We start from the raw sequence: 21,861 nt of genomic DNA, 5'->3' as shown, positions 1-21,861 counted from the left end.
TTAAATCTTTAATAACCTATTTACTTTTTCAACTAAACTATTACCGTCTTGACTACCGATAATTGTATCATATCCAACTCGCAACAAGCCCATTGCAGTTACAAATGTGTGATCGCTAATATCTCCAGTTTCGTCAACTATTCCTGTAATATCACTTGGATTGATATATTGAACTACTGGTTTCTTAGTAAAAGGTAGGTCTTCTGGCCAGCGTCGAGTTTTTAGAGCTTCGGTAATTTTTTGCAAGCTCGATCCGCCGCCACACAGTAAAATCCTATTCGGCAAATAATCGACATTATCAAAATCGCTCAGCGCCAATTCAACACCTGATAGCCAAACTTCCAAAGTCTTGTCGATCGCCGCGTCAACTTTTTTCTTTACACTAGGCTTCAAATTCTCATTATCAATATTCAGCTTCAACTTTTCTGCATCTTTGAAGCTTAAATCCAGGTCAGCCGCAATAGTCCTAGTGAAACTTCGTCCACCAATGCCAAACATCTTCGTACCTTCGACTCCGCCGTCATTAACAACTGCAATATCCGTCGTGCCACCACCAATGTCTGCTAGAATCGCCGTGAAATTGCTATCCGTATCCGATCCCAAAACGCTCCTACTCACCGCAAATGGCTCAGCAGCCACAGCCACTAAATCCAGCGCGAGCTCGTCCGCAACCTTCTCTAACGCGCCGATATGAACCATCGGAGCAAACGCCGTGTAAATCTGCACCGCTACATCTCGCCCCTGAAAACTAATCGGATTCGAAACTTTATAGCCATCAATATGAATACTCACCAGCGCCGAGTTAACTAGCTTAACTTCAACATCCTCATTGCCAGTTTCCAGCGCAATTTGAGCCTGAGCTTTTCCCTGGGCTCGCTCCTGGACTTTCTCAATAATAAATTCCATCTCAGCAATGTCTAATGGCTTATTTGGCTGCGGCCTGCGATAGCGAATAGTGTTCGTAACACCCTTAACTAATTCGCCCGCGATGCCAATAACAACCCGCTTACCCTGAACGCCAGCTTGATCCTCAGCCTCAGACAGAGCCTCTTCGCAATTCGCCACAACCCCAGCAATATCAGCAATTGCACCGCTGTGCATATCGCCCATTTCCTGCTGTTTTCGACCAACACCAATAATCTTCAGTTCGTCATCTTTAACTTCAGCGATTAAAGCCTTAACCACCTCCGTACCAATATCTAAGCTAACCAATAGTTCGCGACTATCTTTATCAGACTTCTTCAACATGTCTTTCAATGCCATATAAGAAATATTATATAACGCTTGTGATTTTAGAGCAACAGTTAATTATCTATCTTAAAACAGCCTTGATTCGACGAATTCCAGCCGAACTAGATTCTTCTTTGGTGATTTTGAATCGCTTGCCATCTTCAGACAAAACTCCAGTGTGTTCGACGTGTGGGCCACCGCAAACTTCAAAGCTAACAATGTTACCATCCTTGCCAATGGAATAAACCTTAACTTCGTCGCCGTAACGCTCGCCGAACGCGCCAATTGCGCCCATACTCAATGCCTCATCGGTCGGATATACAGCAAAACTAACTGGCAAATCTTCATCAATCCAAGCATTAACCTGATCTTCGACCGCCTGCTTTTCTTCTGGCGTCAATTTATCGTGATTAAAATCAAAACGCAATCGATCAGCAGTAATATTGCTTCCGTGCTGCTGTAAATCTGGGGCATTCAAAACCTTACGTAACGCCGCGCCCAATAAATGTGTTGCTGTGTGATATTTGAGATGGATCGGATCGCGGCCCTCCAGGCCGCCACTAAACTGCCCCTTGCGAGCCGTCTTAGAGCGCTGTCGCTGCTCATTCATTTTCGCGGTAAATTCCTCGCGCCAATTGTCCGAAAGCTTAATTCCTTGTTTATATGCCTCTTCCGTACTGAGTTCCACTGGGAAGCCGAAAGTGTCGTACAAAGTGAACAATTCTTCACCAGTCAAGCCATCGTCAATGTAGCGCTGCATTTGTCGCAAGCCTTTTCTTAGAGTCTGGCGAAAAGCTTTTTCTTCCTTGACTAGCACGGCGATGATATTGTCGCGATTATTCTTCACCTCTGGAAAATCAGCTTCGTACAAATCAGCAATCGTCGGCACAACTTCTTGCAGGAAATTCTGCTCGATTCCCAAATCAAAACTATAGCGAATTGCTCGACGGAGCAAACGACGCATCACATAGCCCTGCTCTTTATTACTTGGCACGCACCCATCAACCGCCATAAACGTCGCAGCCCTCAAATGATCGGCAATCACTCGCATACTTTCGGTATGTGAAGCATAATCTTTGCCGCTCAGATCTTGTAGCTTTTCAATAATCGGCCAAAGCAAGCTAATCTTAAAGACGTCAGGATCATTATTTACTGCAGCCGCGATTCGCTCAAGTCCAGATCCATGGTCAATATTTGGCTTATCGAGCGGCTCAAATTGCCCCTCAGCAACTTTTTTATATGCCATAAATACGTTATTGCCAATCTCCATAAATCGACCACAATCACAGTTCGGATGACAATTTTCACCAAATTTTGGATCATGCTCAATGAAATCAAACTCATAAAACATCTCACTATCCGGACCACACGGGTCGCCCACCGGAGTAGTTTCTGGACCGCCATTGCGACTCCACCAGTTTTTACTGCCGTCATAAAAGAAAATTCTTTCACCTGGATTTACACCACGCGCTGCGCCCTGCTCTTCACTGCCGATGTCTGCCATCTTCGCATCGATGCCCTTTTCTGCAAACTTTTTCTGCCACAGTTTAGCCGCTTCAACATCTTTCTCGATATTATATTCCGGTGCGCCAATAAAACACGTTACGTACAATCTCTGCGGGTCAAGACCAATTTCCTCAGTCAAAAACGTCCACATCCAGCCAATTTGCTCTTCCTTAAAATAGTCGCCCAAACTCCAGTTTCCAAGCATCTCAAAAAATGTCGTATGACGATTGTCGCCAATGTCGTCGATGTCCTGCGCTCGCAAACACGTTTGAGAATCAGCAATTCTCTTACCTTCAGGATGCGTCTCACCAAGCAAGTACGGAATCATCGGCTGCATTCCGGCGCCCGTAAATAAAGTCGTCGGGTCATTAGTTAAAATCAACGGCGCACGCTCAACGACGGCGTGACCTTGTTTTTTATAAAATTCAAGATATTTGCTACGTATTTTTTGGGCATTCATGAGTGTAATTATACCATAAAATAACCCCACCTTACAGATGGGGTTTATAGGTCAAATCGCCAATCTCAACAGATTATTCAGCTACTTCTTCAGCTGGTTCTTCTTTCGGTTGATTCTTGCGAAGTTTTTCTGGATTGCGGATGGCTTTGTGCTTGTCAGCTGAGACTTCCTTAACCCACTTTGGCAACTTAACGCCAGCTTCTTTCAATAACTTAACTACGCGTGGTGTTGGCTGTGCGCCATTGTCCAAATATTTCTGAGCCAATTCAACTTGGATATTTGATTCTTTAGTGTGCGGGTTGTAGCTACCGACATAAGCGACTACACGACCGCTTGATGGATGACGATGTGCTTCTTGTACCGCCAAGCGATATACTGGATAACCTTTGCGACCCAAACGTTGCAAACGAATTGCTAGCATAAAATTAATTCTTCCTTTAACTCTACGTTTTATTATTCCTTACTTTAGAACAGTTTACACTATTTTTCCTATAACGTCAATCTGTTTTCACGATTCCGCCACCCAAACATTCATCGCCGTCATATATTACCGCAGATTGACCCGCAGCTACGGCACGCTCCGAAGCAGAAAGATGCACAATATCTCCGTCAATTTTTGCGTCGAATAAAGCGCCTCGATGACGCAACCGGACTTGCACATTCTTATCTTTATACGGCGCTTGATTAATCCAACGAATATCCGCCAGCCTAAGTTCTTTTCGCCACAAACTTTCATTGTCAATCGAGCGTGACACGTAAACCTCATTTTTCTCCATATCCTTGCCCACAACATAATAAGGCAGTCCGCCACCTACATTCAAACCATGACGCTGACCAAGCGTATAGAAAATTGCGCCGTCATGTTTACCGACAACAGATCCCGTCTGCTGATCAATAATATTTCCTGGCGCAGTTTTAACATATTCCGACAAAAACTCGCGAATTCCAACTTGCCCGACAAAACAAATTCCCATCGATTCCTTTTTACTAGCCGTCCACAAACCACGCTCTTTCGCCATTTCGCGAACTTCCGCCTTAGTGAAATCGCCCAGCGGAAATATGGTTTTTGACAAAGCTTCCGAAGTCACTCGATATAAGAAGTAGGTTTGGTCTTTATTGTCATCACGAGCGCGTAACAATTTAGCCGACGAAGACGATTCATGAGCAACACGCGCATAATGCCCTGTCGCGATATAATCCGCTCCAGCCGCCAACGAGGCCTCCAAAAATATCTTAAACTTCACTTCTTGATTACACATAATATCTGGGTTTGGCGTGCGACCCGCTTGATATTCGCGGATCATGTAATCGACAACGTTTTGCTTATATTCTTTCTGGAAATCAAAAACTCGAAAATCAATGCCCAAGCCAACCGCCACACGCTTGGCGTCAGCAACATCTTCCGCCCACGGACAATGCATTCCAGGCAGATCTTCCGACCAGTTTTTCATATAAACACCCGTTACATCGTAACCCTGCTCAACCAAAAGTGCCGCGGCCACGGAGGAATCCACACCGCCCGACATTCCAACAAAAACTTTCTTACTCATCTGGACAACCCCAGAGCAAATAGCCCAATTCTCATTAATTCACCCATTGCCAGCCACCAACCCCACGGCGTTAACCACCACCACGAGCTCCAGTTTTTATCAGAAGCGACAGGATGGCTTCGAATCTTCACGTCGTTAAATTGTGCTGAAAATTCGAGTTGCGCCCGACGCATATGATATCCGCTTGTCACCAAAATCACATCTTCAATTTTTCGCGAATCGACAATTTTCTTCACCTCGGTGGCGTTTTGTCTGGTCGTCTCGGAAGATTCATCCATAACAATGGCCTTCTCAGGAACGCCGCTGTTAATCGCTCGCTGGTACATAGCCTTAGCGTTGGACGGGCCGGTTTTATCGGCCGCCGCGCCCGACACAACAATCAACGGCGCCCAGCCTTCTTTGTACAATTTAATAGCCTCGTCAGTTCGCGCATTCGTATCGCCACCGCTGACAACAACTATTGCATCAGCCTTACGGCAATCGCCCCCGCCCACGCTTTGGCATTTTCCCAAATCATTCGGCGATAAATACGCGCTAAGCCCAAAAATCACCAAAGCAGCAAAAATCATCAAGCCAACTAGTTTATGAATCATCGACGAGTCCTCTCCATTTCCGCTCGCACAGCTTCGATGATAAATTTGCCAGCTCGCTTTATATTCTCATCATTGTTCAACTTGCCTAAGGTAAGCCTTAGACTTCCGTCAATCTCTGATTCGCTCAGACCAACACTCGCTAGTACATGAGAACGTGTTCCAGAATTAGCCGCGCAAGCACTCCCCGTAGCCACTAAAACCCCACGAGATTCTAATAAAAACACCAATCTTTCAGCATCAACTCCAGGAAATGATATATTCAAAAAACTCACCAAACTTTTTTTCATATCTGATGATGTCAACATATCAGGAAAAGCCTGCCTCAAATCTTTTACCAAATTTTCTCGTAGTTTTCGCAGTCGCTTCACTTCGGCAGAGCGTCGTTTTTGTGCCAATTCCAAAGCCGTCGCAAACCCAACTACGCCAGCAACATTTTCAGTTCCGCTGCGCAACCCCAACTCTTGACCGCCACCAAAAATATTAGCTTTCAGTGTAACGCCAGGTCGCACCCACAGCAAACCAACCTGCTTTGGGCCGTAAACTTTCGCCGCAGACAATGTCAATAAATCAACGCCCAGCCTTTTAATTTTCACATCAATTAAAGCCGCCGCCTGCGAAGCGTCTGTATGAAAAATCAACGGTAAAGATTCACCATTTTCTTGGCGCCTGAGTCGCTCAGCCTTTACAATTTCCGCAATTTCTTCAATTGGCTGGATGTAGCCCAGTTCATGATTCACCAACGCAACACTAACAAATCCAACGTCTGGCGTTAACATTTTTTTAACCGTGTTCGGGTCTATTCGTCCATTTTTCATTGGCGGAATTAGCTTCACTTCCGAACGCGCTTTTGCGGAATTAATAACCGAGTCATGTTCAATTGCCGAAATTAAACTTACGCCATTTGCCGCATTAAACGCCAAATTGACAGACTCAGTTGCTCCAGCTGTCATTATCAATTCATCAGCCATCACACCCAAGCAGCGCGCCAGCCGAGCCTTCGCGTCTTGATATTCACGCTTTGTAAATATCGCTGGAGCGTACGGACTAGACGGATTGAAAAACTTTTCAGAAAAATATGGCAACATCACCTCGACCACCAACGGGTCCATTGGCGTGGCGGCGGCATGATCAAGATAGATATAGTCTTTATTCACTTTTTTATTATATCAAAGCGGCCGACCGGTTTGCGGATCTTTCTTATATAATTGCCGAGAAACTCGCTCGTAATATTCCTTAGTTGCCAAGACAAAATTCTGAAGCTCGTCGCCCTCCAAGTAACTGTAGCGATAATTCGGCTGAATCTTCAAAATTCCCTTTGGTTGCACTTCATAACGCGTCGTCAATTCTTGCCGACCACCCTTACCATCAGCAACTTCTTCATACCAAATCCAGGTATCTTTATCTAAATTAAAAAATTCTCGTCGCGCAACATACGCCGGCTTCTCGCCAAAAATTGTTGCGCCAATTTCACTTTCCAATTGGATTAGCTCGCGCTCGGTAAATTTCTTTAATGGACGATCTTTTTTACGGAATTTCAATAAAGACACCGCGTCGCTATCATCAGCAAAAACCAAACTTCGTACTTTTTTCAAAAACTTAGTCACTTATTGTACCTCGTTAGCTTTAGTTTTTCGAAGATCTGCTAATATATTGCCAATTTCTTTCACAGACCCAACAGGATCAGTAGGCTTCTTTTTTTCACCAAGCACCTGTTTACAAAAATCAACCGCCTCGTTATTAGGGATATTCGCTACGTCAAACGCAGTCTTTCCCAATTCAGGATTCACCTTAGAGTTATCGCGTCGCTCGGCATCAGAAAAAATAGTGTCAAGTTTTTTGCGAGCTTCTTTTTTGCGAGCTTCAATTTCAGGTGTTTTTGTATTTGTAACACATTCCGACATACTATTCATTTTCTCCACTTTCAAATGCCAAAAAGTTCTTTTGTGTTGTGAAGAGTAGCTTGGCTTAAAACATCAAAATCAATATTTCGCTGCTTCGCCCAATATTCAGCCACCAATCTCACATATTCTGGCTTGTTTATATTACCACGAAACGGCGCTGGTGTCAAGAACGGCGCGTCAGTTTCTAGCAATAATCGCTCCAGCGGGATTGAAGCGAACAATTCTTTCTGCAATTGATCCTTTGTGAATGTGCTAATTCCATTAAGTCCAACGTACAAATTTCGCGAAAAACCCTTTTCCAAATTATCACGCGTATCGGTAAAACTATGCAACACGCCGCGAAGCCCAGGAAAATTATCGAAGATTGGCCAAAAATCATCCCAAACCGACGGTTGACCTGCGGCACCATCGCGAACATGAAAACTTACTGGCAAATTGTAATCAACCGCCATTTGAAGTTGCGCTTCTAAGCCCTCAATTTGCGTTTCCCGCGGACTGTTATTGTAATAATAATCAAGTCCAATCTCACCAATTGCCACAATCGAAGAATTTTCCGTCTTATTCTCCAGCAAAGTTTTGACATCTTCCCAGCCATCTTTCGTATCGTGTGGATGAACACCAATTGCCGCCCAAGTAAACTCATGATTCACGGCAAATTCTACGGCTTGGCGGCTACTTCGCTGGTCAGTACCGACACAAATCATGCCAATATTCGCCTCGACCGTCTCTTTGTAAAATTGCTCGCGATTGTCCGTAAAAAATTCCGTATCATGCAAATGACAATGTGAATCTATCAAGCGTAAATTTTCAGTCGCACTATTACTCATCGACTTCACCCATAGCTATTTAACCTGAGATTCTGTTTTCGGAGCACGTGGATCTGGCGTGTGAATATATTTGCGCGGGAACAAAGGCGTCAATTCTGACGGCACGACACCACTAGCGAACATATTGTGAATTTTCTCGGCGGTTTGCGGCATAAATGGGCGCAACATGTCGGACACTTGCAACAACGTACCGCAAGCATGCGCCAAGATCTCGCTCAAATGCGACTCCGCCTCTGGATCTTTATCGCGATTTTTAGCAACTTGCCATGGTTGAACTCGCTCAATATATTGATTCAAAGAGCGAACAATTAGCCAAATTTCATCCATAGCTTGATCGAACATATAGCTTTCCATTGCCTGACGATATGGTCCCATGTCATGCTCTGATTGTGGAGCGTCACCAATAACGCCAGCTTGATAACTCTGCACCATTTTAGCGACTCGCTGAACCAAATTGCCCAAATCATTGCCAAGCTCACCATTATACGCAGCCTCAAACTTTTCCCAAGTAAAGTCGCCGTCATCTTGCGTCGGTACGTGGCGCAAGAAATAATATCGAAACGCCTCGGCACCGTAATCTGGAATAATATCGACTGGACCAACACCATTTCCGAGACTCTTTGACATTTTCATTCCGCCAGAATTAATAAACCCATGAACAAGCAGAACCTTCGGAAGCGGCAAATCTAACGCCATGAGCATTGCTGGCCAAATACCAGCGTGGAAACGGAGAATGTCCTTGCCGATAACCTGCACGTCAGCCGGCCAAAAGGATTGCCACTCTTCTGGACGATCAGGATAGCCAATAACCGTAATGTAATTGCTCAGAGCATCTAACCAAACGTACATGACTTGATTATCATCACCGGGAACTGGCACGCCCCAGCTAAGATTTTTACGTGGACGGGAAACCGACACATCTTTCAAGCCATCTTTCATCAATTCCAAAAACTCTTTTTTACGGAATTCAGGCACGATTCTCATTTTATTTGACTCAATCGCCTGACGAATATTGTCCGAAAAAGCACTGGTTTTAAAATAATAATTTTCCTCACTCAAGCGCTGATACGGAGTTTGGTGATCTGGACAAACCCCATTATTATCGGCAGCTTCTTTATCCGTAACGAAAGCTTCGCACCCCTGACAATACCAGCCTTCATACGAGCCTTTGTAAATGTAACCAGTCTCAACGAGTTTTTGCCAAATATATTGCACCGCAGCAACGTGATGCGCGTCAGTTGTTCGAATAAAATCAGTCACTGAAATATTCAGCTCAGCAATCATCTTCTTAAAATTGACGTGCGTTTGATCGACGTATTCTTGAGGGGTTTGATTTTGACTGGCGGCTTTGGCGGCAATCTTATTACCATGTTCATCTACACCCGCCTGAAAACGAACTTCACGACCGTTTTGCCTGGAATAACGCGCCCACACATCCGCCAACATATAGTCCATGGCATGCCCAATATGCGGCAAGCCGTTTACGTAAGGAATGGCAGTGGTTATGTAAGCGTGTTTCTTAGTCATAGGTAAATTATAGCAAATTCAACAGATCATGACCAATGATGAAGAACGCTAATCGATATGATATAATAACTAAGGTACACTATATAATAGGAGGAGATTGTGAAGAAAATTTTAAAAAGCTTAGTGGCAGCAATGATCGTAAGTGTCACCATAGTCACAGCAAGCACACCTACAACAACCTATGCGGCAAGCGGAGATTGGCGCAAAGACTCAATCGGATGGTGGTATAGAAATTCGGATGGCAGTTACCCAAAGAGCAAATGGGAGAGGATTGGCGATAAATGGTACTACTTTGATGGGCGCGGATATATCATTCACAGTAAATGGGAATATATAAACGGACATTGGTACTACTTTAATACCAGCGGACACATGACCGAAAACACCTGGAAAATGATTGGCGACAAATGGTACTACTTCGACACTAAAGGTCACATGCTGCACGACCAGTGGGTTGGCGACTACTACGTCGGTAAAGATGGCGACATGTTAAAGAATACCGTCACACCAGATAACTATGTAGTTGGAAGCGACGGAAAATGGGACAAGAGGTTTTCAAGAGAATTAGCAGAGAAAGCTAAAAACCGATTCAACAGCAAAACACTAAACCTATATAGGTCCGATATTTCCAAATATAGCGAAGCCTATAGTATCACCTTTGGGAAAAGAGATGAATACAATACAGCACTTCAGCTAATCGAGACAATTTACCCAGAATACAACGCTGTAGATAACGCGAAAAGAGCAATTAAAAAAATCGTAGACGACCAGAACAACTCTAATAATTCCATAACATTTCGACACTCGAAATATTCAATGACTCGCAGCCTCACTCTCCGTAACGTTAGCGAAAATAGCCACAGTGCTTACATGTTTTCAGAAGAAGAGGTTAATAAGGCTTTTGCGGCGCTGAGTAGCGAAATCAACTTTTCTAAATTCTTTAAAGATCAAGCTATAAAGAGCCTACAGAATATAGACCAGTATACCTTCTCATCAAAAGTCAACTACGAAAAACAACTCACATCTAAAGGATTCACCAAAGAAGAGATTGACAATGCCTTTAATACAGTAAAAATTGACTTCGCAAGCAACGCTCAACGAGAAGCAGAAAGACTACTGAAAGATTATATGTCTGGATCTTCAAAATTGCGCATCATAGAATGCCTGCAGAATGAGTACCACTTCACTAAAGAAGAGGCAGAAACAGGAGTTAATCGGCTAAATTACGACTTTAAGAATAATACACGTCGCTGGATCGAGGAGCACTTTATATCCGATTCCCAGAACAACCAGGAAGGAAGGCTGTATTCAAAGAAAAATATAATAGACTATACAACGAAATTTGGCGGTTTTACAGAATCGGAAGTTGTAGAGGTACTAGCAGAATACAACATCAACTATACCGAACGAGCAAAACTACGCACCCTAAAAACTCTTAAAACCGGAGGATACTTTAGAAGAGATAGCTTGATACATAACCTTGTTAATTACTGGGGATTCACCGAAGAAGAAGCTACTAATGCCGTTAAGGATTTGAAACACGAAAATCTGATAGATTAATTCAGTCTTTTGGTGTAAAGAACGACTCAGTTTAAAACCGCTGAGTCGTTCTTATTTTTTGATATTGTCACCTGTCTCTAAATAATTATAAATTCCGCCACTCTTTCAGTAGCTTCTTCCAATCATCAATCGCCAAATCTTCAGCGCGAGCATCTGGTGAAATTCCTGCATTTTTCAGCAATTCTTCCGCCACACCCTTATCAATTCCCAACCCACCACTCAAGCTAGAGCGCAGCTTCTTGCGCTTTGCAGAAAATCCAGACTTAACAATTCGGAAAAAATCTCTCTGATCTTCTGGAGTAATTAACGGATTATTACGAGTTCTTAAAACCACAACCTGCGAGTCAACTTTTGGCGGCGGTGTAAAAAACTGCCTAGGAACTTCAATATCCAACTCCGCTTCGGCAAAAATTTGAACGCTCACAGACAGAATACTCATATTTCCAGCCTCTGCCGCAATTCGCTCGGCAACTTCTTTTTGCACCAACAGTACCGCAATGCTTGGCTTATTTTCCGCGGTCATCAATTTTTCAACAATTTTGCTGGTGATGTAATATGGGACATTAGCTACGACTTTGTAATTTTTTGGCAATTGATTCAGATCAAATTGCAATATATCTTGATTCACGACAGTTAATTTCTTACCCGGAAATTGCCCTGGTAATTTTCGCGCCAAATCTGTATCAAATTCCACGGCGGTCACCGAATTAGCCCGAGCCAACAAGCGACTAGTCAAGGTGCCTAGCCCCGGGCCGATCTCCAATACGACATCATCACCCGTCAATTCGGCCGCTTCAGCAATATCTGCCAAAATCTCCGGATCCTTCAGCCAGTGCTGTCCGAGCGATTTTTTTGGTCCATGAGAAGAAGCCATTTAGCGCCCATCTCCATTCGTCCAGTCAGTCGCCAAGTCGAATCCGTGCGGATGTTTGGCTGCGAATCCACCAGTATCGTAAACCTTTCCCGGACCCATGCTGGTCTCAACCACCGAACATCGTGGATAATTACCATAATTAGCCGCCACCAAAATATAGCCATCCTTATCAACCTTCGCGCCATCCGCCCGCACTGTATAAGTACCGCCGCTACCACAAGCTTTTATCACAATATTCATCGGTAAATCATAATACGTTTCACGATGCGCTACACCCTTGGAGTCGGTAAATATCTGCGCGCCCTTACTTTTCGTCAATGGATTTTTAGGCTTCGTGCCAATTATTTCAATCTGCTTCTTTGGCTGCTTTGTGATTTCGCTAGCAACTTCCTTACGACTAATCTCGCGCTCATTCTCTACCTCAACCTGATAAGTCACCTTCCGCACACCTTTTTCCCCAAGCTGCTTAACACTCTTAAATCCAATCGGCTGAGAATCGTCCTTAATCTGCTCAATCTCAAAATTAATATCAACTTCTTCAGTTATCGTTCGCTGTTTTGATCGATCAATCTTCATTACCAGACCCACACCGTTCACCAAAAGATCGTCAGAATTCGTAAAATGCGTCTTATCTTCGCGATACAAAGTCAGCCCAGCAGCCTTCGCAATCAAAGCCGGCGTCTGCTCGGCGGTAGTTACCTTTAGACGTTTATTTCCATCGACAATTGTTATTGGACGAGCGCGGAAAATATTGACCTGGTATTTCGCGCCGGTCAATTCCATATCAATATTTGGCTCAACCGCGTCAATCTTTTCGTCAATCGTAACCTTAGCCGCACGCAAGGCCTGCCGAACGGTCAATGCGTTTGTGATAATGGTCTTTTCCTCGCCGCGATCATAAATACGAACCAAATGCTCACCAGAAGTCTTTCCGTCAGCAAACGAAATCATTGGAGTCGCAATCGCAACCAACACAGCTAATCCAATAATTTTTCCAAAAAATAAACCTTTTGCGCGCATAATCATATAATGACTTGTAAACATAGTCAAATAAATTATAGCAAATTAAGCACTTTTTATCTATAGACTGTAACCAACTTACGCCACCAGCGTTAGTCTACCACCATTTTTGGCGATTCCATGCATTGTAAGCCCCAGCCCAACTACCATATCTACTTACGGCATAATTATTGAAAACTCTAATCTGACAAACTGGATCACTTTGCCAATTTGGGCAAGCCTGAGAAAGATTATTTATATTCGTCTGACCGAGCCCAGCATATTGCCCATTCCTGGCCGTCGTTCTCCAAGTTGACTCTTTCGTAAAAATGAAATTCACATAGCCATAATCATCAGGGCTAATACCAGCCGCAGACATCCAATCCGAATGAGATCCAGAAGGTAAACTAACTTTCGTCCCCACAATCTCAATCTGCTTCTTTGGCTCTTTTGTTACAACACTAGCAATTTCCTTACGACTCACCTCCACGCCGTTCTTCATTTCGATTTCATAAGTAACGTTCTTCTTGCCGTTCTCGCCCGCCTGTTTTACTTCGCGATATCCCGAATCTCGATTCGCGTCTTGAACTTTTTCAACCTCAAATTTCACATCTTCTTCGGCGGTTATAGTTTGCTTGCCATTACGCCAGAGTTCAATTTTCATTCCAGGAATAATTTTCGCCGAACGATCCACAGATAGCGTATCATCTTTCTTTGGGTTAATATTCTTCTCTTTCAATAGCTCGCCAACCGTCTTAGCATGTGTACGAATGACAGATTCTTTGCCATAAAGCACAAAATTAACCATCGAGGCTCTGTCAATTTTCATCACCATATTTGCGCCATCAACCGCCATATTATCGGAATTAGATAGAGTAGTTTTATCCTCTTCAAAAACTTCAATTCCAGCGGCCTTCGCAATCAAAGCCGGCGTCTGCTCGGCGGTAGTTACCTTTAGGCGTTTATTTCCATCGACGATTGTTATTGGACGAGCGCGGAAAATGTTAATGTTATACTTCTCTGCCACCATCTCCGAATCAAGACTCGGCTCGACTACGTCTTGGCGTTCATCAATAGAAAACTTAGCCAATTTCAAAGCCTCGCGAATTGTCCTCGCTTTTGTAACAATCGTCTTTTCTGCGCCCCTGTCGTAAATCGTCACCAACTTTTCGCCAGCCTTAGCCGCTGGCTTAGTAGCGTCAGCCAATGCTTGATTGACAAAAAATAAACCGCCAACCAGCATCAATATCGCGCCAGAAACAAACGTAATTTTCTTAGAATAGTGTTTTGCTTGTAATCTTATACCCATAAGTTCACACCCACAACGCAGGTATCCTTATTATATCAAATTTTCTCCAAGCGTGCGAACTCGACGTTCAATTTCTTAATATTCCCATTGTCAAACTGAACCGTAACACTCAACCCTTCGCTATCAATAATTTCCCCCGAACCAAAACTCGGGCTGCGAACTCGATCGCCAACTTCCAAGCCAATATCTTCCGAATAAAAATCAGGCTCTACGATCGGCTGAGCTGGTCTATCAACCCCACCAGCCATCAAGCCCATTTCGTCCAAAAACCTCGATGGCATATTATAGCCGATCTGACCAAATTGCGTCCGAGAGCTGGCGCAGCTAACGAACAACTCTTCCCTCGCCCGAGTCACACCAACATAACACAACCTACGCTCCTCTTCGACGTCATCAGCGTTGCCGCTATCAAACACTCTTGCGTGCGGCAAAATCCCCTCTTCCAGTCCCGCCAGAAAAACCACCGGAAACTCCAAGCCTTTAGCCGCATGAAGCGTCATGAGCGTTACTTGTTGATCGGCAGTTGTATCCGTCGAAGACATCAAAGCCATCTCTTCCAAAAACGTCGCCACGTCAACGTAAGCCTTCGCCTCTGACAAAAGCACGCCGATATTTTCCATTCGCTCTTCAGCTTGCGGCGTTCCGTCGTTTATAAAATCTTCATAGCCAGTACTTTTCATGATTTTTTCAATCAATTCAGCTGGAGATCCGTCAATTTCCTGCTGCAAATCGTGCAATTTTTGACCAAACTCTAGCAACGGACGTTTTGCGCGCGCTGTCAAAGTATCCGCCTCCTCAACCGCCAGCAACCCGCTAATTATGTCTTTTCTTGACGCGTCATTCCAGTCCAAAAACTTAGAAATACTCACCGCGCCAACACCGCGTTTTGGCGTATTCACAATTCGCAAAAAACTAACTCGATCACTCGGCTGATATAACAATCGCAGATATGCCAATAGATCCTTAACGACCGCTCGATCCAAAAATCGCAGACCGCCGACGATTTTATACGGAATATAACTCTGGCGCAAGGCTCGCTCAATTGCGTAACTTTGCGCATTCGTTCGGTACAACACCGCCACGTCGCCGTATTGACGGCCGTTCGCAATTTGCGCCTGAATCTCATTCGCAATCGCCAAAGCCTCCTCTGACTCATTGTATAATTGCCATAATTTTGGCTCAACACCGTCGCCATTCGCTGTCCATAAATTTTTATCAGTTCTATGAATATTATGGCTAATCAGCGCATTTGCCATATTCAAAATCGCGCCAGTCGAACGATAATTTTGTTCCAGCTTGACCACCGTCGTGCCCGGAAAATCACGCTCAAAATTGAGAATATTAGTATAATCAGCCCCGCGAAAACTATAAATCGACTGAGCGTCATCACCAACCACGCATAAATTACGGCGCGAATTAACCAGCAGCTTAATTAGCGCATACTGCACCGCATTCGTGTCCTGATACTCGTCAATCAGAATATGCTCGAATTGCTGCTGCCATTTATGACGGATATCCGCCTTACTTCTCAATAATTCCACAGTTTTTATCAATAAATCGTCAAAATCCAACACCGAAGCATCTTTCAAGGCTTTTTCATAAGCAAAAAACAATTCAGCTATTTTCTGTTCTCTTGGACCGCGAGTCGAAGCCGAAAAATCCTCAGCATTTCGCATTTCATTTTTAGCGTTTGAAATAGCCGAAAGTACAGCTCGAGGTTTAATGTCTTTATCAGTCAAGCCGCGAGCCTTCATAATTTGCTTCATCAAGCTTATTTGATCATCGGTATCGTAAATTAAGAATCGCTTATTCAGGCCAATATTTTCACCATCCATCCGCAACATTCGCACGCAAATACTGTGAAAAGTTCCCATCCACGGCATAAATTGCCGATTTTCAGAATCTTCACCCAATATTTGCGCCAATCGCTGACGCATTTCCTTCGCGGCTTTATTAGTAAATGTAACCGCCAATATTCGACTAGGAAATATTTTCAACTCGCCAATCAAATAGGCAATTCTATGAGTCAGAGTTTTGGTCTTTCCAGATCCGGCTCCAGCCAAAATCAACAACGGCCCATCAACGTGCATCACCGCCCGAGCCTGCTCGCTATTTAATCCGTCAGTAAATTTAGACATATATCTATTTTATCAGCAAAAAGTACGAAACAGCGCCACCAGCCATACCAATTGCCAAAAATAGAACAATAAGCAACGCTATTAATAATCCAGATTTTTTCTTTTCTTTGTCGGCTGAAGGTTTTACCTCTGTAGATACGGCTGCAAACATCGGTGCCGGCTCAGAATCCATAGTTTCTTTTTCGGACAATTCGGAAGATTCAATCAAAGAGCTATCAATGTCGGTGGACATTTTATCGTCTGAATCTTCAGGAACGCCAGCCTCCTCAATTGCTATAATTTCTGGACTCAAATCCATTGGCGAGTCGGGTGCATCACCCAAAGAATTTTCACTCATGCTGTAATTAGATAAATTGGTATTATATTGATGTTCCAATTTTACATCCTCAGAATCAGCAGACATAGACGCATCTTCATCGCTAGTCATCTCAGAACTAGTCATAGTTTGGTTAACAGAACCAAGCGGTCGCTTCTCTACCTCAACATTAGCAATAAACGGAGACTCCAGCGGCGTAGTCATCGGTACAGCAGGAGCTTCGCTATTGCTTACAGCTAACGATTGCGCTATCTTATCAGTCAACGACAACTCCTCAGCGGGCGTATCTTCAATCTCCGCAAAAGTAGATTCATTATGTACGTCTTTAAGATCAGGAGTGTCGCTAAGATTATCTGGTTGAGTAACTATATCAGACATTTCTTTCCCTACCGCAGAATGACTATTATTTATGCTAATCACGTCCACCAAATCAGGTGAGGGCTGAATCGTCGTGCCAGTTCGGGATGGAGCGAGAGCAGCAGGTTTTTGGATAGAACTGACAGATGAAGGTCTAACAACATCCATGAAACGACCAGTCGAGCGTCTCGCGATTACTGGCGCAGCTTTGACTTCGCTAGCGGCCACACCAGGAGCCCTGTTGGCTATTGAGTCGTTAGTAACTTTCTCGTTTGTAGGACTATCAACTTCTTTAGGAGTCGCATCATCGCTAGAAGAGTCTTTTTTTGCTTCAGGCTGAGAGGTCGATGATAAAGGAGTAGAAGCAACAGACGGAGGCGTAAATGGAGTTACTGGAGGTGCAAAGCTAGTACCAATAGAGTTCTCTGATGCAGGTTTTTCCTCTACGGGCGCAGACACAGAAACATCGCTATTATTTTCATTAGCCACCACTGGAGTTTCCTTTTCTCGCTGCTTATCCATAAGAGAGCTTACCGCTCTATCCAACTCATCAAAATCAATATCTGTCATATGCCCCCTATTTTTTAACCTTTATGTGCTTTCGAGATTATCTCCTTAAATTGATATGCATCCAAACTGGCTGCCCCAACCAATAAACCATCAAGTTCATCAATTGCTAAATAATCCGCGGCGTTTATTGACGTAATACTTCCACCATAAACAACTCGAACTGATTCCGCCGCTTTTTTACCATATAAATGAGAAATATGTCGTCGAATCATCTGTATAGCTTTTTTTACATCAGACGCTTTAGCGCTGTCGCCAGTACCGATCGCCCAAACTGGCTCATACGCGACAACTACTTCATCCAGCTCGTCCGCCGTCACATTAGCCAGACCACTAGTCAATTGATCAGCCAGAACGTCCTTCGTTTCACCAAGAGTCTTCTCTTGAATCGTTTCACCAACACACAGAATCGGATGAATACGATTTCGAATTGCCGCCTGAACTTTCAGCCGAATGTCTTTTTCGCTTTCAATAAAAATATAGCGACGCTCCGAATGTCCAATTATCACATAATCAGCAATTCCACGAAGATGCGCCGCTGGAATTTCTCCCGTGTACGCCCCCGAATCTCGCCAATAGCAATTCTGGGCCGCCAGCTTAGCGATTCGACGATTAATTTGTAAACTCAAACTCTGCAGCGTCAAAATAGTAGGCGCCAACACCACTTCAACATCTCTATGCGACGGCAGCGTGTTCATCAGCTTATGCAAATATAAGCTAGCCTCTTGCATATTGAAGTTCATTTTCCAGTTACCAATGATTAACTTTTTTCTCATGAGATAATCCTTATGCTTAGTTTATCACCTCAAACCGTATGCGTCTAGTAAACTTTCAATTCCTGGCAATTTTTTACCAGCCATTAAAGCCATGCTAGCTCCGCCACCAGTGGAAACATGGGTAAAATTGGCGCCGTCATGCCCGTCCCATTTCAATATAAAATCAGCCGTATCTCCGCCGCCAACTATTGAAACTACTCCTTTATTCTGGGCAATAGATAACGCTACTCGCGCTGAACCGATTGCAAAATTATCAATTTCAGCATAGCCCAGCGGACCATTCCAAATAACCATCTTCGCGTCAGCCAGTATTTTCGTGAATTTCTCAATTGTCTGACTTCCAATATCCAGCGCCATATCTGAGTTCTTTATTTTATCAATATTAACTTCTTGACGAGAAAAATCCTTAGAAATCTCTGGCGCAACCGCCACGTCAATCGGCAATACCAAAAAATCGTCAATATTCTCTACGCCGGCCTTAGCTGCCGCCAAATCATAAATTTCCGCGACAACCTTTTCCATTCCTGGTTCAAACACACTCTTGCCGACATTAAATCCACGGCAATGCAAAAACGTGTTCGACATAGCGCCGCCAATTAAAATCCGATCCGCCTTTTCAATCAGACGCTTAATCAGTAATATTTTATCACTAACTTTCGCACCACCAATAACCGCAACCAACGGACGTTTTGGCTTATTCATCGCCTCGGTGATAGTTACATATTCTTTTTCTAATAGTAATCCCGCTAGTCCTGGAACACACAACGTAATCGCATGAGTGCTGGCGTGCGCCCTGTGTGCGACCGCAAATCCGTCCTGCACAAAATAATCAGCTCGGACAGCGCGCTGAATTGACTTGGCAAATGTTAAATCATCAGCCTCCTCCTCGTCATAAAAGCGTAAATTCTCCAACATAAGAATACTGCCTCGTGGCGCGCGGCGAACGGCTTGATGAACAGCTTCGCCCACACAATCATCCAGCAATTCCACCGGACGGCTCAGCAACTTGGATAGGTGATCTGCGACAACTTTCAGGCTAAACTTAAGATCCTTGCCTTTTGGTCGCCCCAGATGAGACATGATAACAATCTTGCAATTCTGCTCCAGCAAATATCGGAGCGTGGGCAGCGAAGCGCGAATTCTTAGATCATCAGAAATCTGACCACGCTTTGTTAGTGGCACATTATAATCTGCTCGCAGAAGAATAGTTTTTCCACGTAGATCAACATCGCGAATTGTTTGCTTCGGAAATTTTCTGCCCACCCAAATTCTCCTTATGACAATGTCTTGACTTGGATATTGTCAGTTTTACCTGGCTCTGGATTGTGACCGCTAACAAGCACAACCGTAACTGGGTCTGCACCGAAATAGCCTTCTTGTTTCAACTCATCAGCTAACTTAGTTGCTGCATTTGGGTCGTTTGGTCGAACATATGGACGAGAAGCGTACCTTAGTGCCAATTTTTGCGCAGTCTTCACTTCTTCGGTTACACAAACAATTGGCAGGTTTGGACGATATGCGGCAACGTTAATTGCAGTAGCACCAGTGTGTGTTTCCGCAATAATAGCTCGAGCCTTAATTCTCCTTGCCAATTGAGCCGCCGTGTAGCTTAAAATCGCGTCAGTTTTTTCACGCATTTCAGCCTTTTCTACCAACATTACTTCACTGTGTTCTTGAGTGTAGATAATAGTCTTGCGCATTGCACGAACGGTTTCAACAGGATATTTACCATTGGCAGTTTCGTCAGACAACATAACTACGTCAGCACCTTGAATTACAGCATTTGCAACGTCGCTTACTTCAGCACGACTTGGTTCTGGATTATCAACCATGCTGCCCATCATTTGTGTTGCAACGATTACTAGCTTGCAATATTTACGACACAAGGCAATAATTCGACGTTGTACAACTGGGACAATTTCCGCACCAGCTTCCACTGCCAAGTCACCGCGAGCAACCATAATACCGTCACTAGCCTTAACGATCTCCTCCAAATTCTCTGGATCAACGGCAGACTTAGTCTCAATCTTGGCAATAATATTGGCTGTCGAGCCCAGGTCTGTCAATCGACGACGCAAATCAATAATGTCATCAGCTTTTTGAATAAAACTCAATGCAACATAATCAAAATCTTGGCTTGCGCCCCATTCCAAATCGTTAATATCTTTCTGAGTAAGAATGTCACCGCCAAAATCTGTGTCTGGCAAATTCAAACCCTTGCGGCTCATCAAAAAACCGTCGTTCTGAACTTCTACACGAATTGCAGTTGGGCTAACAATTTCTCGTACAACCGTCCTGATTTTGCCGTCAAACATGTAAAGTGGCTCGCCGACTTTCATCTTCTCCGCCAAATTGTACTGCACTGGCAAATTGAAGCTGCCGTCATGCTCAGTAATTTCTGAATCCAAGACCAACATATCGCCAACCTTAACATTCAGCATGTTATCTTTCAAAACGCCCAAGCGAATCTTCGGACCTTGCAAATCTTGTAGGATTGCGACAGGCTTGCCCAACTGTTTACTAGCTGTGCGCACCCAATCGATCTGCTCAATTCGCTCCTCGTTAGCGCCGTGGCTAAAGTTCATACGGATGCCGTTAACGCCGGCCTCCAACAATTGGTAAACCTTTTCTTGGCTGAACGTTGCTGGCCCAATTGTTGCTAATATTTTTGTTCGTTTAAATATATTATCACTCATTTTTAAAATTATACCACGAAATAACAGTGATGAAAAATGATGCCGGAGAACCTTATAATACTTGTTCGATATCGAGAATACGTTTAATAAAATCAACTATAGCAGATTCAGAAGAAACAAAAAAACAGCTGACCTCTAACATGCACCATTGCAAAATGCAGCTCAACAACATAGTGTCTCGACAGGAAAAAGAGCCAGTTTATAGACTTGGCTCAGGTCTTCTCGCGAGCTACCCGATCCTACAGGTCCTGATGTATCCCGCATCGGCGCACGTAATAGTTGCCCTGTTCTGCAAATTGCTCCAGTTAGAGCTAATCGACTGAGACCAGTTCTGTGGCGTTCCACCACAACCAACATTCACGCGCCAGCGCTTTCCCTGGGTGTTGTAGGAGTAGTAGTTAGTGTTACCACTCCCACTGCGATATGCCCAGCCATCCGTTCCGCCATCGACATCTACCCAGACGCCAACAACATTGCTAGTGGCGCACGTCACGTAGCCGCTCGCAGCGTGAGCTGGAGTGGCTGCCACAAACGCGCCAACAGTAGCAAGGATAGCCACTGCGAGAGCTGAGAACAGCTTCTTGATGATAGGCATGATTACCCTTTCTGTAGCTGCCTGTAACCACGAAACGAGATTTGTCTCGTAGCCAATAATAGCTTACCACGTAAAATAAA

The 21,861-nt window shown here is 44.1% G+C and carries 20 protein-coding genes; 1 reads left to right on the top strand and 19 read right to left on the bottom strand.

The window, feature by feature from the left end:
- The 10 genes from LRM49_RS00975 to metG all read right to left on the bottom strand — a co-directional run bounded on the left by LRM49_RS00975 (position 1) and on the right by metG (position 9,594).
- Positions 1–1,263 (bottom strand): cell division FtsA domain-containing protein, encoded by a 1,263-nt coding sequence (locus tag LRM49_RS00975; protein ID WP_129636425.1) that lies wholly within the window; start codon positions 1,261–1,263, stop codon positions 1–3.
- A gap of 49 nt (positions 1,264–1,312) precedes the next feature.
- Positions 1,313–3,196, bottom strand: a complete 1,884-nt coding sequence (locus LRM49_RS00970; RefSeq protein ID WP_243778011.1) for an alanine--tRNA ligase — start codon at positions 3,194–3,196, stop codon at positions 1,313–1,315.
- Positions 3,197–3,269: 73 nt separating this feature from the next.
- Positions 3,270–3,617, bottom strand: a complete 348-nt coding sequence (gene rpsP / locus LRM49_RS00965) for a 30S ribosomal protein S16 (RefSeq protein ID WP_129634821.1) — start codon at positions 3,615–3,617, stop codon at positions 3,270–3,272.
- Positions 3,618–3,693: 76 nt separating this feature from the next.
- On the bottom strand, positions 3,694–4,746 hold the full coding sequence (gene mnmA, locus LRM49_RS00960; protein ID WP_243778010.1) for a tRNA 2-thiouridine(34) synthase MnmA: 1,053 nt from the start codon (positions 4,744–4,746) through the stop codon (positions 3,694–3,696).
- Positions 4,743–5,339: a YdcF family protein gene (locus LRM49_RS00955; RefSeq protein ID WP_243778009.1), complete on the bottom strand. Its 597-nt coding sequence runs from the start codon at positions 5,337–5,339 to the stop codon at positions 4,743–4,745. Before LRM49_RS00955 ends, mnmA begins: the two co-directional genes overlap by 4 nt.
- Positions 5,336–6,493 carry a cysteine desulfurase family protein gene (locus LRM49_RS00950; protein WP_243778008.1) on the bottom strand — a complete coding sequence of 386 codons (1,158 nt, stop codon included), beginning with the start codon at positions 6,491–6,493 and terminating at the stop codon, positions 5,336–5,338. Before LRM49_RS00950 ends, LRM49_RS00955 begins: the two co-directional genes overlap by 4 nt.
- Before the next feature lie 12 nt (positions 6,494–6,505).
- Positions 6,506–6,943: a hypothetical protein gene (locus tag LRM49_RS00945; RefSeq protein ID WP_129631416.1), complete on the bottom strand. Its 438-nt coding sequence runs from the start codon at positions 6,941–6,943 to the stop codon at positions 6,506–6,508.
- Positions 6,944–7,249, bottom strand: coding sequence for a hypothetical protein (locus LRM49_RS00940; protein WP_243778007.1), 306 nt, complete (start codon positions 7,247–7,249; stop codon positions 6,944–6,946).
- Positions 7,250–7,260: 11 nt separating this feature from the next.
- Positions 7,261–8,067 carry a TatD family hydrolase gene (locus LRM49_RS00935; RefSeq protein WP_243778006.1) on the bottom strand — a complete coding sequence of 269 codons (807 nt, stop codon included), beginning with the start codon at positions 8,065–8,067 and terminating at the stop codon, positions 7,261–7,263.
- A gap of 15 nt (positions 8,068–8,082) precedes the next feature.
- A complete protein-coding gene (gene metG / locus LRM49_RS00930) occupies positions 8,083–9,594 on the bottom strand; it encodes a methionine--tRNA ligase (RefSeq protein WP_243778005.1) in 1,512 nt (503 codons plus the stop codon).
- Between the two features lie 99 nt (positions 9,595–9,693).
- Between metG and LRM49_RS00925 the strand changes: the two genes are divergently transcribed.
- Complete coding sequence (locus LRM49_RS00925) at positions 9,694–11,154, top strand: N-acetylmuramoyl-L-alanine amidase family protein (protein WP_243778004.1); 1,461 nt, start codon at positions 9,694–9,696, stop codon at positions 11,152–11,154.
- 85 nt (positions 11,155–11,239) lie between these two features.
- Here LRM49_RS00925 and rsmA read toward each other — a convergent pair whose 3' ends face one another.
- The 9 genes from rsmA to LRM49_RS00880 form a co-directional block, all read right to left on the bottom strand.
- Positions 11,240–12,028: a 16S rRNA (adenine(1518)-N(6)/adenine(1519)-N(6))-dimethyltransferase RsmA gene (gene rsmA / locus LRM49_RS00920; protein ID WP_243778003.1), complete on the bottom strand. Its 789-nt coding sequence runs from the start codon at positions 12,026–12,028 to the stop codon at positions 11,240–11,242.
- Complete coding sequence (locus LRM49_RS00915; RefSeq protein WP_243778002.1) at positions 12,029–13,072, bottom strand: resuscitation-promoting factor; 1,044 nt, start codon at positions 13,070–13,072, stop codon at positions 12,029–12,031.
- Between the two features lie 73 nt (positions 13,073–13,145).
- Complete coding sequence (locus LRM49_RS00910; protein ID WP_243778001.1) at positions 13,146–14,336, bottom strand: resuscitation-promoting factor; 1,191 nt, start codon at positions 14,334–14,336, stop codon at positions 13,146–13,148.
- A 35-nt stretch (positions 14,337–14,371) separates the two neighbouring features.
- A complete protein-coding gene (locus LRM49_RS00905; protein ID WP_243778000.1) occupies positions 14,372–16,474 on the bottom strand; it encodes an ATP-dependent helicase in 2,103 nt (700 codons plus the stop codon).
- Between the two features lie 4 nt (positions 16,475–16,478).
- Entirely contained in the window at positions 16,479–17,717 is a 1,239-nt protein-coding gene (locus LRM49_RS00900) for a hypothetical protein (RefSeq protein ID WP_243777999.1), read from the bottom strand.
- Positions 17,718–17,731: 14 nt separating this feature from the next.
- Positions 17,732–18,490: a triose-phosphate isomerase gene (gene tpiA, locus LRM49_RS00895; RefSeq protein WP_243777998.1), complete on the bottom strand. Its 759-nt coding sequence runs from the start codon at positions 18,488–18,490 to the stop codon at positions 17,732–17,734.
- A gap of 24 nt (positions 18,491–18,514) precedes the next feature.
- Entirely contained in the window at positions 18,515–19,753 is a 1,239-nt protein-coding gene (locus LRM49_RS00890; RefSeq protein WP_243777997.1) for a phosphoglycerate kinase, read from the bottom strand.
- A gap of 11 nt (positions 19,754–19,764) precedes the next feature.
- Entirely contained in the window at positions 19,765–21,186 is a 1,422-nt protein-coding gene (gene pyk, locus LRM49_RS00885; RefSeq protein ID WP_232736064.1) for a pyruvate kinase, read from the bottom strand.
- A gap of 229 nt (positions 21,187–21,415) precedes the next feature.
- Positions 21,416–21,781 carry a hypothetical protein gene (locus LRM49_RS00880; protein ID WP_129744929.1) on the bottom strand — a complete coding sequence of 122 codons (366 nt, stop codon included), beginning with the start codon at positions 21,779–21,781 and terminating at the stop codon, positions 21,416–21,418.
- Between the last annotated feature and the right edge of the window lie 80 nt (positions 21,782–21,861).

It is taken from the genome of Candidatus Nanosynbacter sp. HMT-352, from assembly GCF_022819365.1.
Lineage (GTDB): Bacteria > Patescibacteriota > Saccharimonadia > Saccharimonadales > Saccharimonadaceae > Nanosynbacter.
Note: the sequence above shows the minus strand (reverse complement) of the source record. Positions and strands in the feature narration are given on the sequence as shown.

Excerpts from the sequence above, each read along its gene's own strand:
- LRM49_RS00915 (WP_243778002.1), bottom strand. The coding sequence starts at position 13,072 with ATGTTTACAAGTCATTATATGATTATGCGCGCAAAAGGTTTATTTTTT.
- tpiA (WP_243777998.1), bottom strand. The coding sequence starts at position 18,490 with ATGAGAAAAAAGTTAATCATTGGTAACTGGAAAATGAACTTCAATATG.
- rsmA (WP_243778003.1), bottom strand. The coding sequence starts at position 12,028 with ATGGCTTCTTCTCATGGACCAAAAAAATCGCTCGGACAGCACTGGCTG.
- LRM49_RS00940 (WP_243778007.1), bottom strand. The coding sequence starts at position 7,249 with ATGAATAGTATGTCGGAATGTGTTACAAATACAAAAACACCTGAAATT.
- LRM49_RS00935 (WP_243778006.1), bottom strand. The coding sequence starts at position 8,067 with ATGAGTAATAGTGCGACTGAAAATTTACGCTTGATAGATTCACATTGT.
- pyk (WP_232736064.1), bottom strand. The coding sequence starts at position 21,186 with ATGAGTGATAATATATTTAAACGAACAAAAATATTAGCAACAATTGGG.
- LRM49_RS00970 (WP_243778011.1), bottom strand. The coding sequence starts at position 3,196 with ATGAATGCCCAAAAAATACGTAGCAAATATCTTGAATTTTATAAAAAA.
- LRM49_RS00880 (WP_129744929.1), bottom strand. The coding sequence starts at position 21,781 with ATGCCTATCATCAAGAAGCTGTTCTCAGCTCTCGCAGTGGCTATCCTT.
- mnmA (WP_243778010.1), bottom strand. The coding sequence starts at position 4,746 with ATGAGTAAGAAAGTTTTTGTTGGAATGTCGGGCGGTGTGGATTCCTCC.
- LRM49_RS00955 (WP_243778009.1), bottom strand. The coding sequence starts at position 5,339 with ATGATTCATAAACTAGTTGGCTTGATGATTTTTGCTGCTTTGGTGATT.
- rpsP (WP_129634821.1), bottom strand. The coding sequence starts at position 3,617 with ATGCTAGCAATTCGTTTGCAACGTTTGGGTCGCAAAGGTTATCCAGTA.
- LRM49_RS00975 (WP_129636425.1), bottom strand. The coding sequence starts at position 1,263 with ATGGCATTGAAAGACATGTTGAAGAAGTCTGATAAAGATAGTCGCGAA.
- LRM49_RS00900 (WP_243777999.1), bottom strand. The coding sequence starts at position 17,717 with ATGACAGATATTGATTTTGATGAGTTGGATAGAGCGGTAAGCTCTCTT.
- LRM49_RS00905 (WP_243778000.1), bottom strand. The coding sequence starts at position 16,474 with ATGTCTAAATTTACTGACGGATTAAATAGCGAGCAGGCTCGGGCGGTG.
- LRM49_RS00910 (WP_243778001.1), bottom strand. The coding sequence starts at position 14,336 with ATGGGTATAAGATTACAAGCAAAACACTATTCTAAGAAAATTACGTTT.
- metG (WP_243778005.1), bottom strand. The coding sequence starts at position 9,594 with ATGACTAAGAAACACGCTTACATAACCACTGCCATTCCTTACGTAAAC.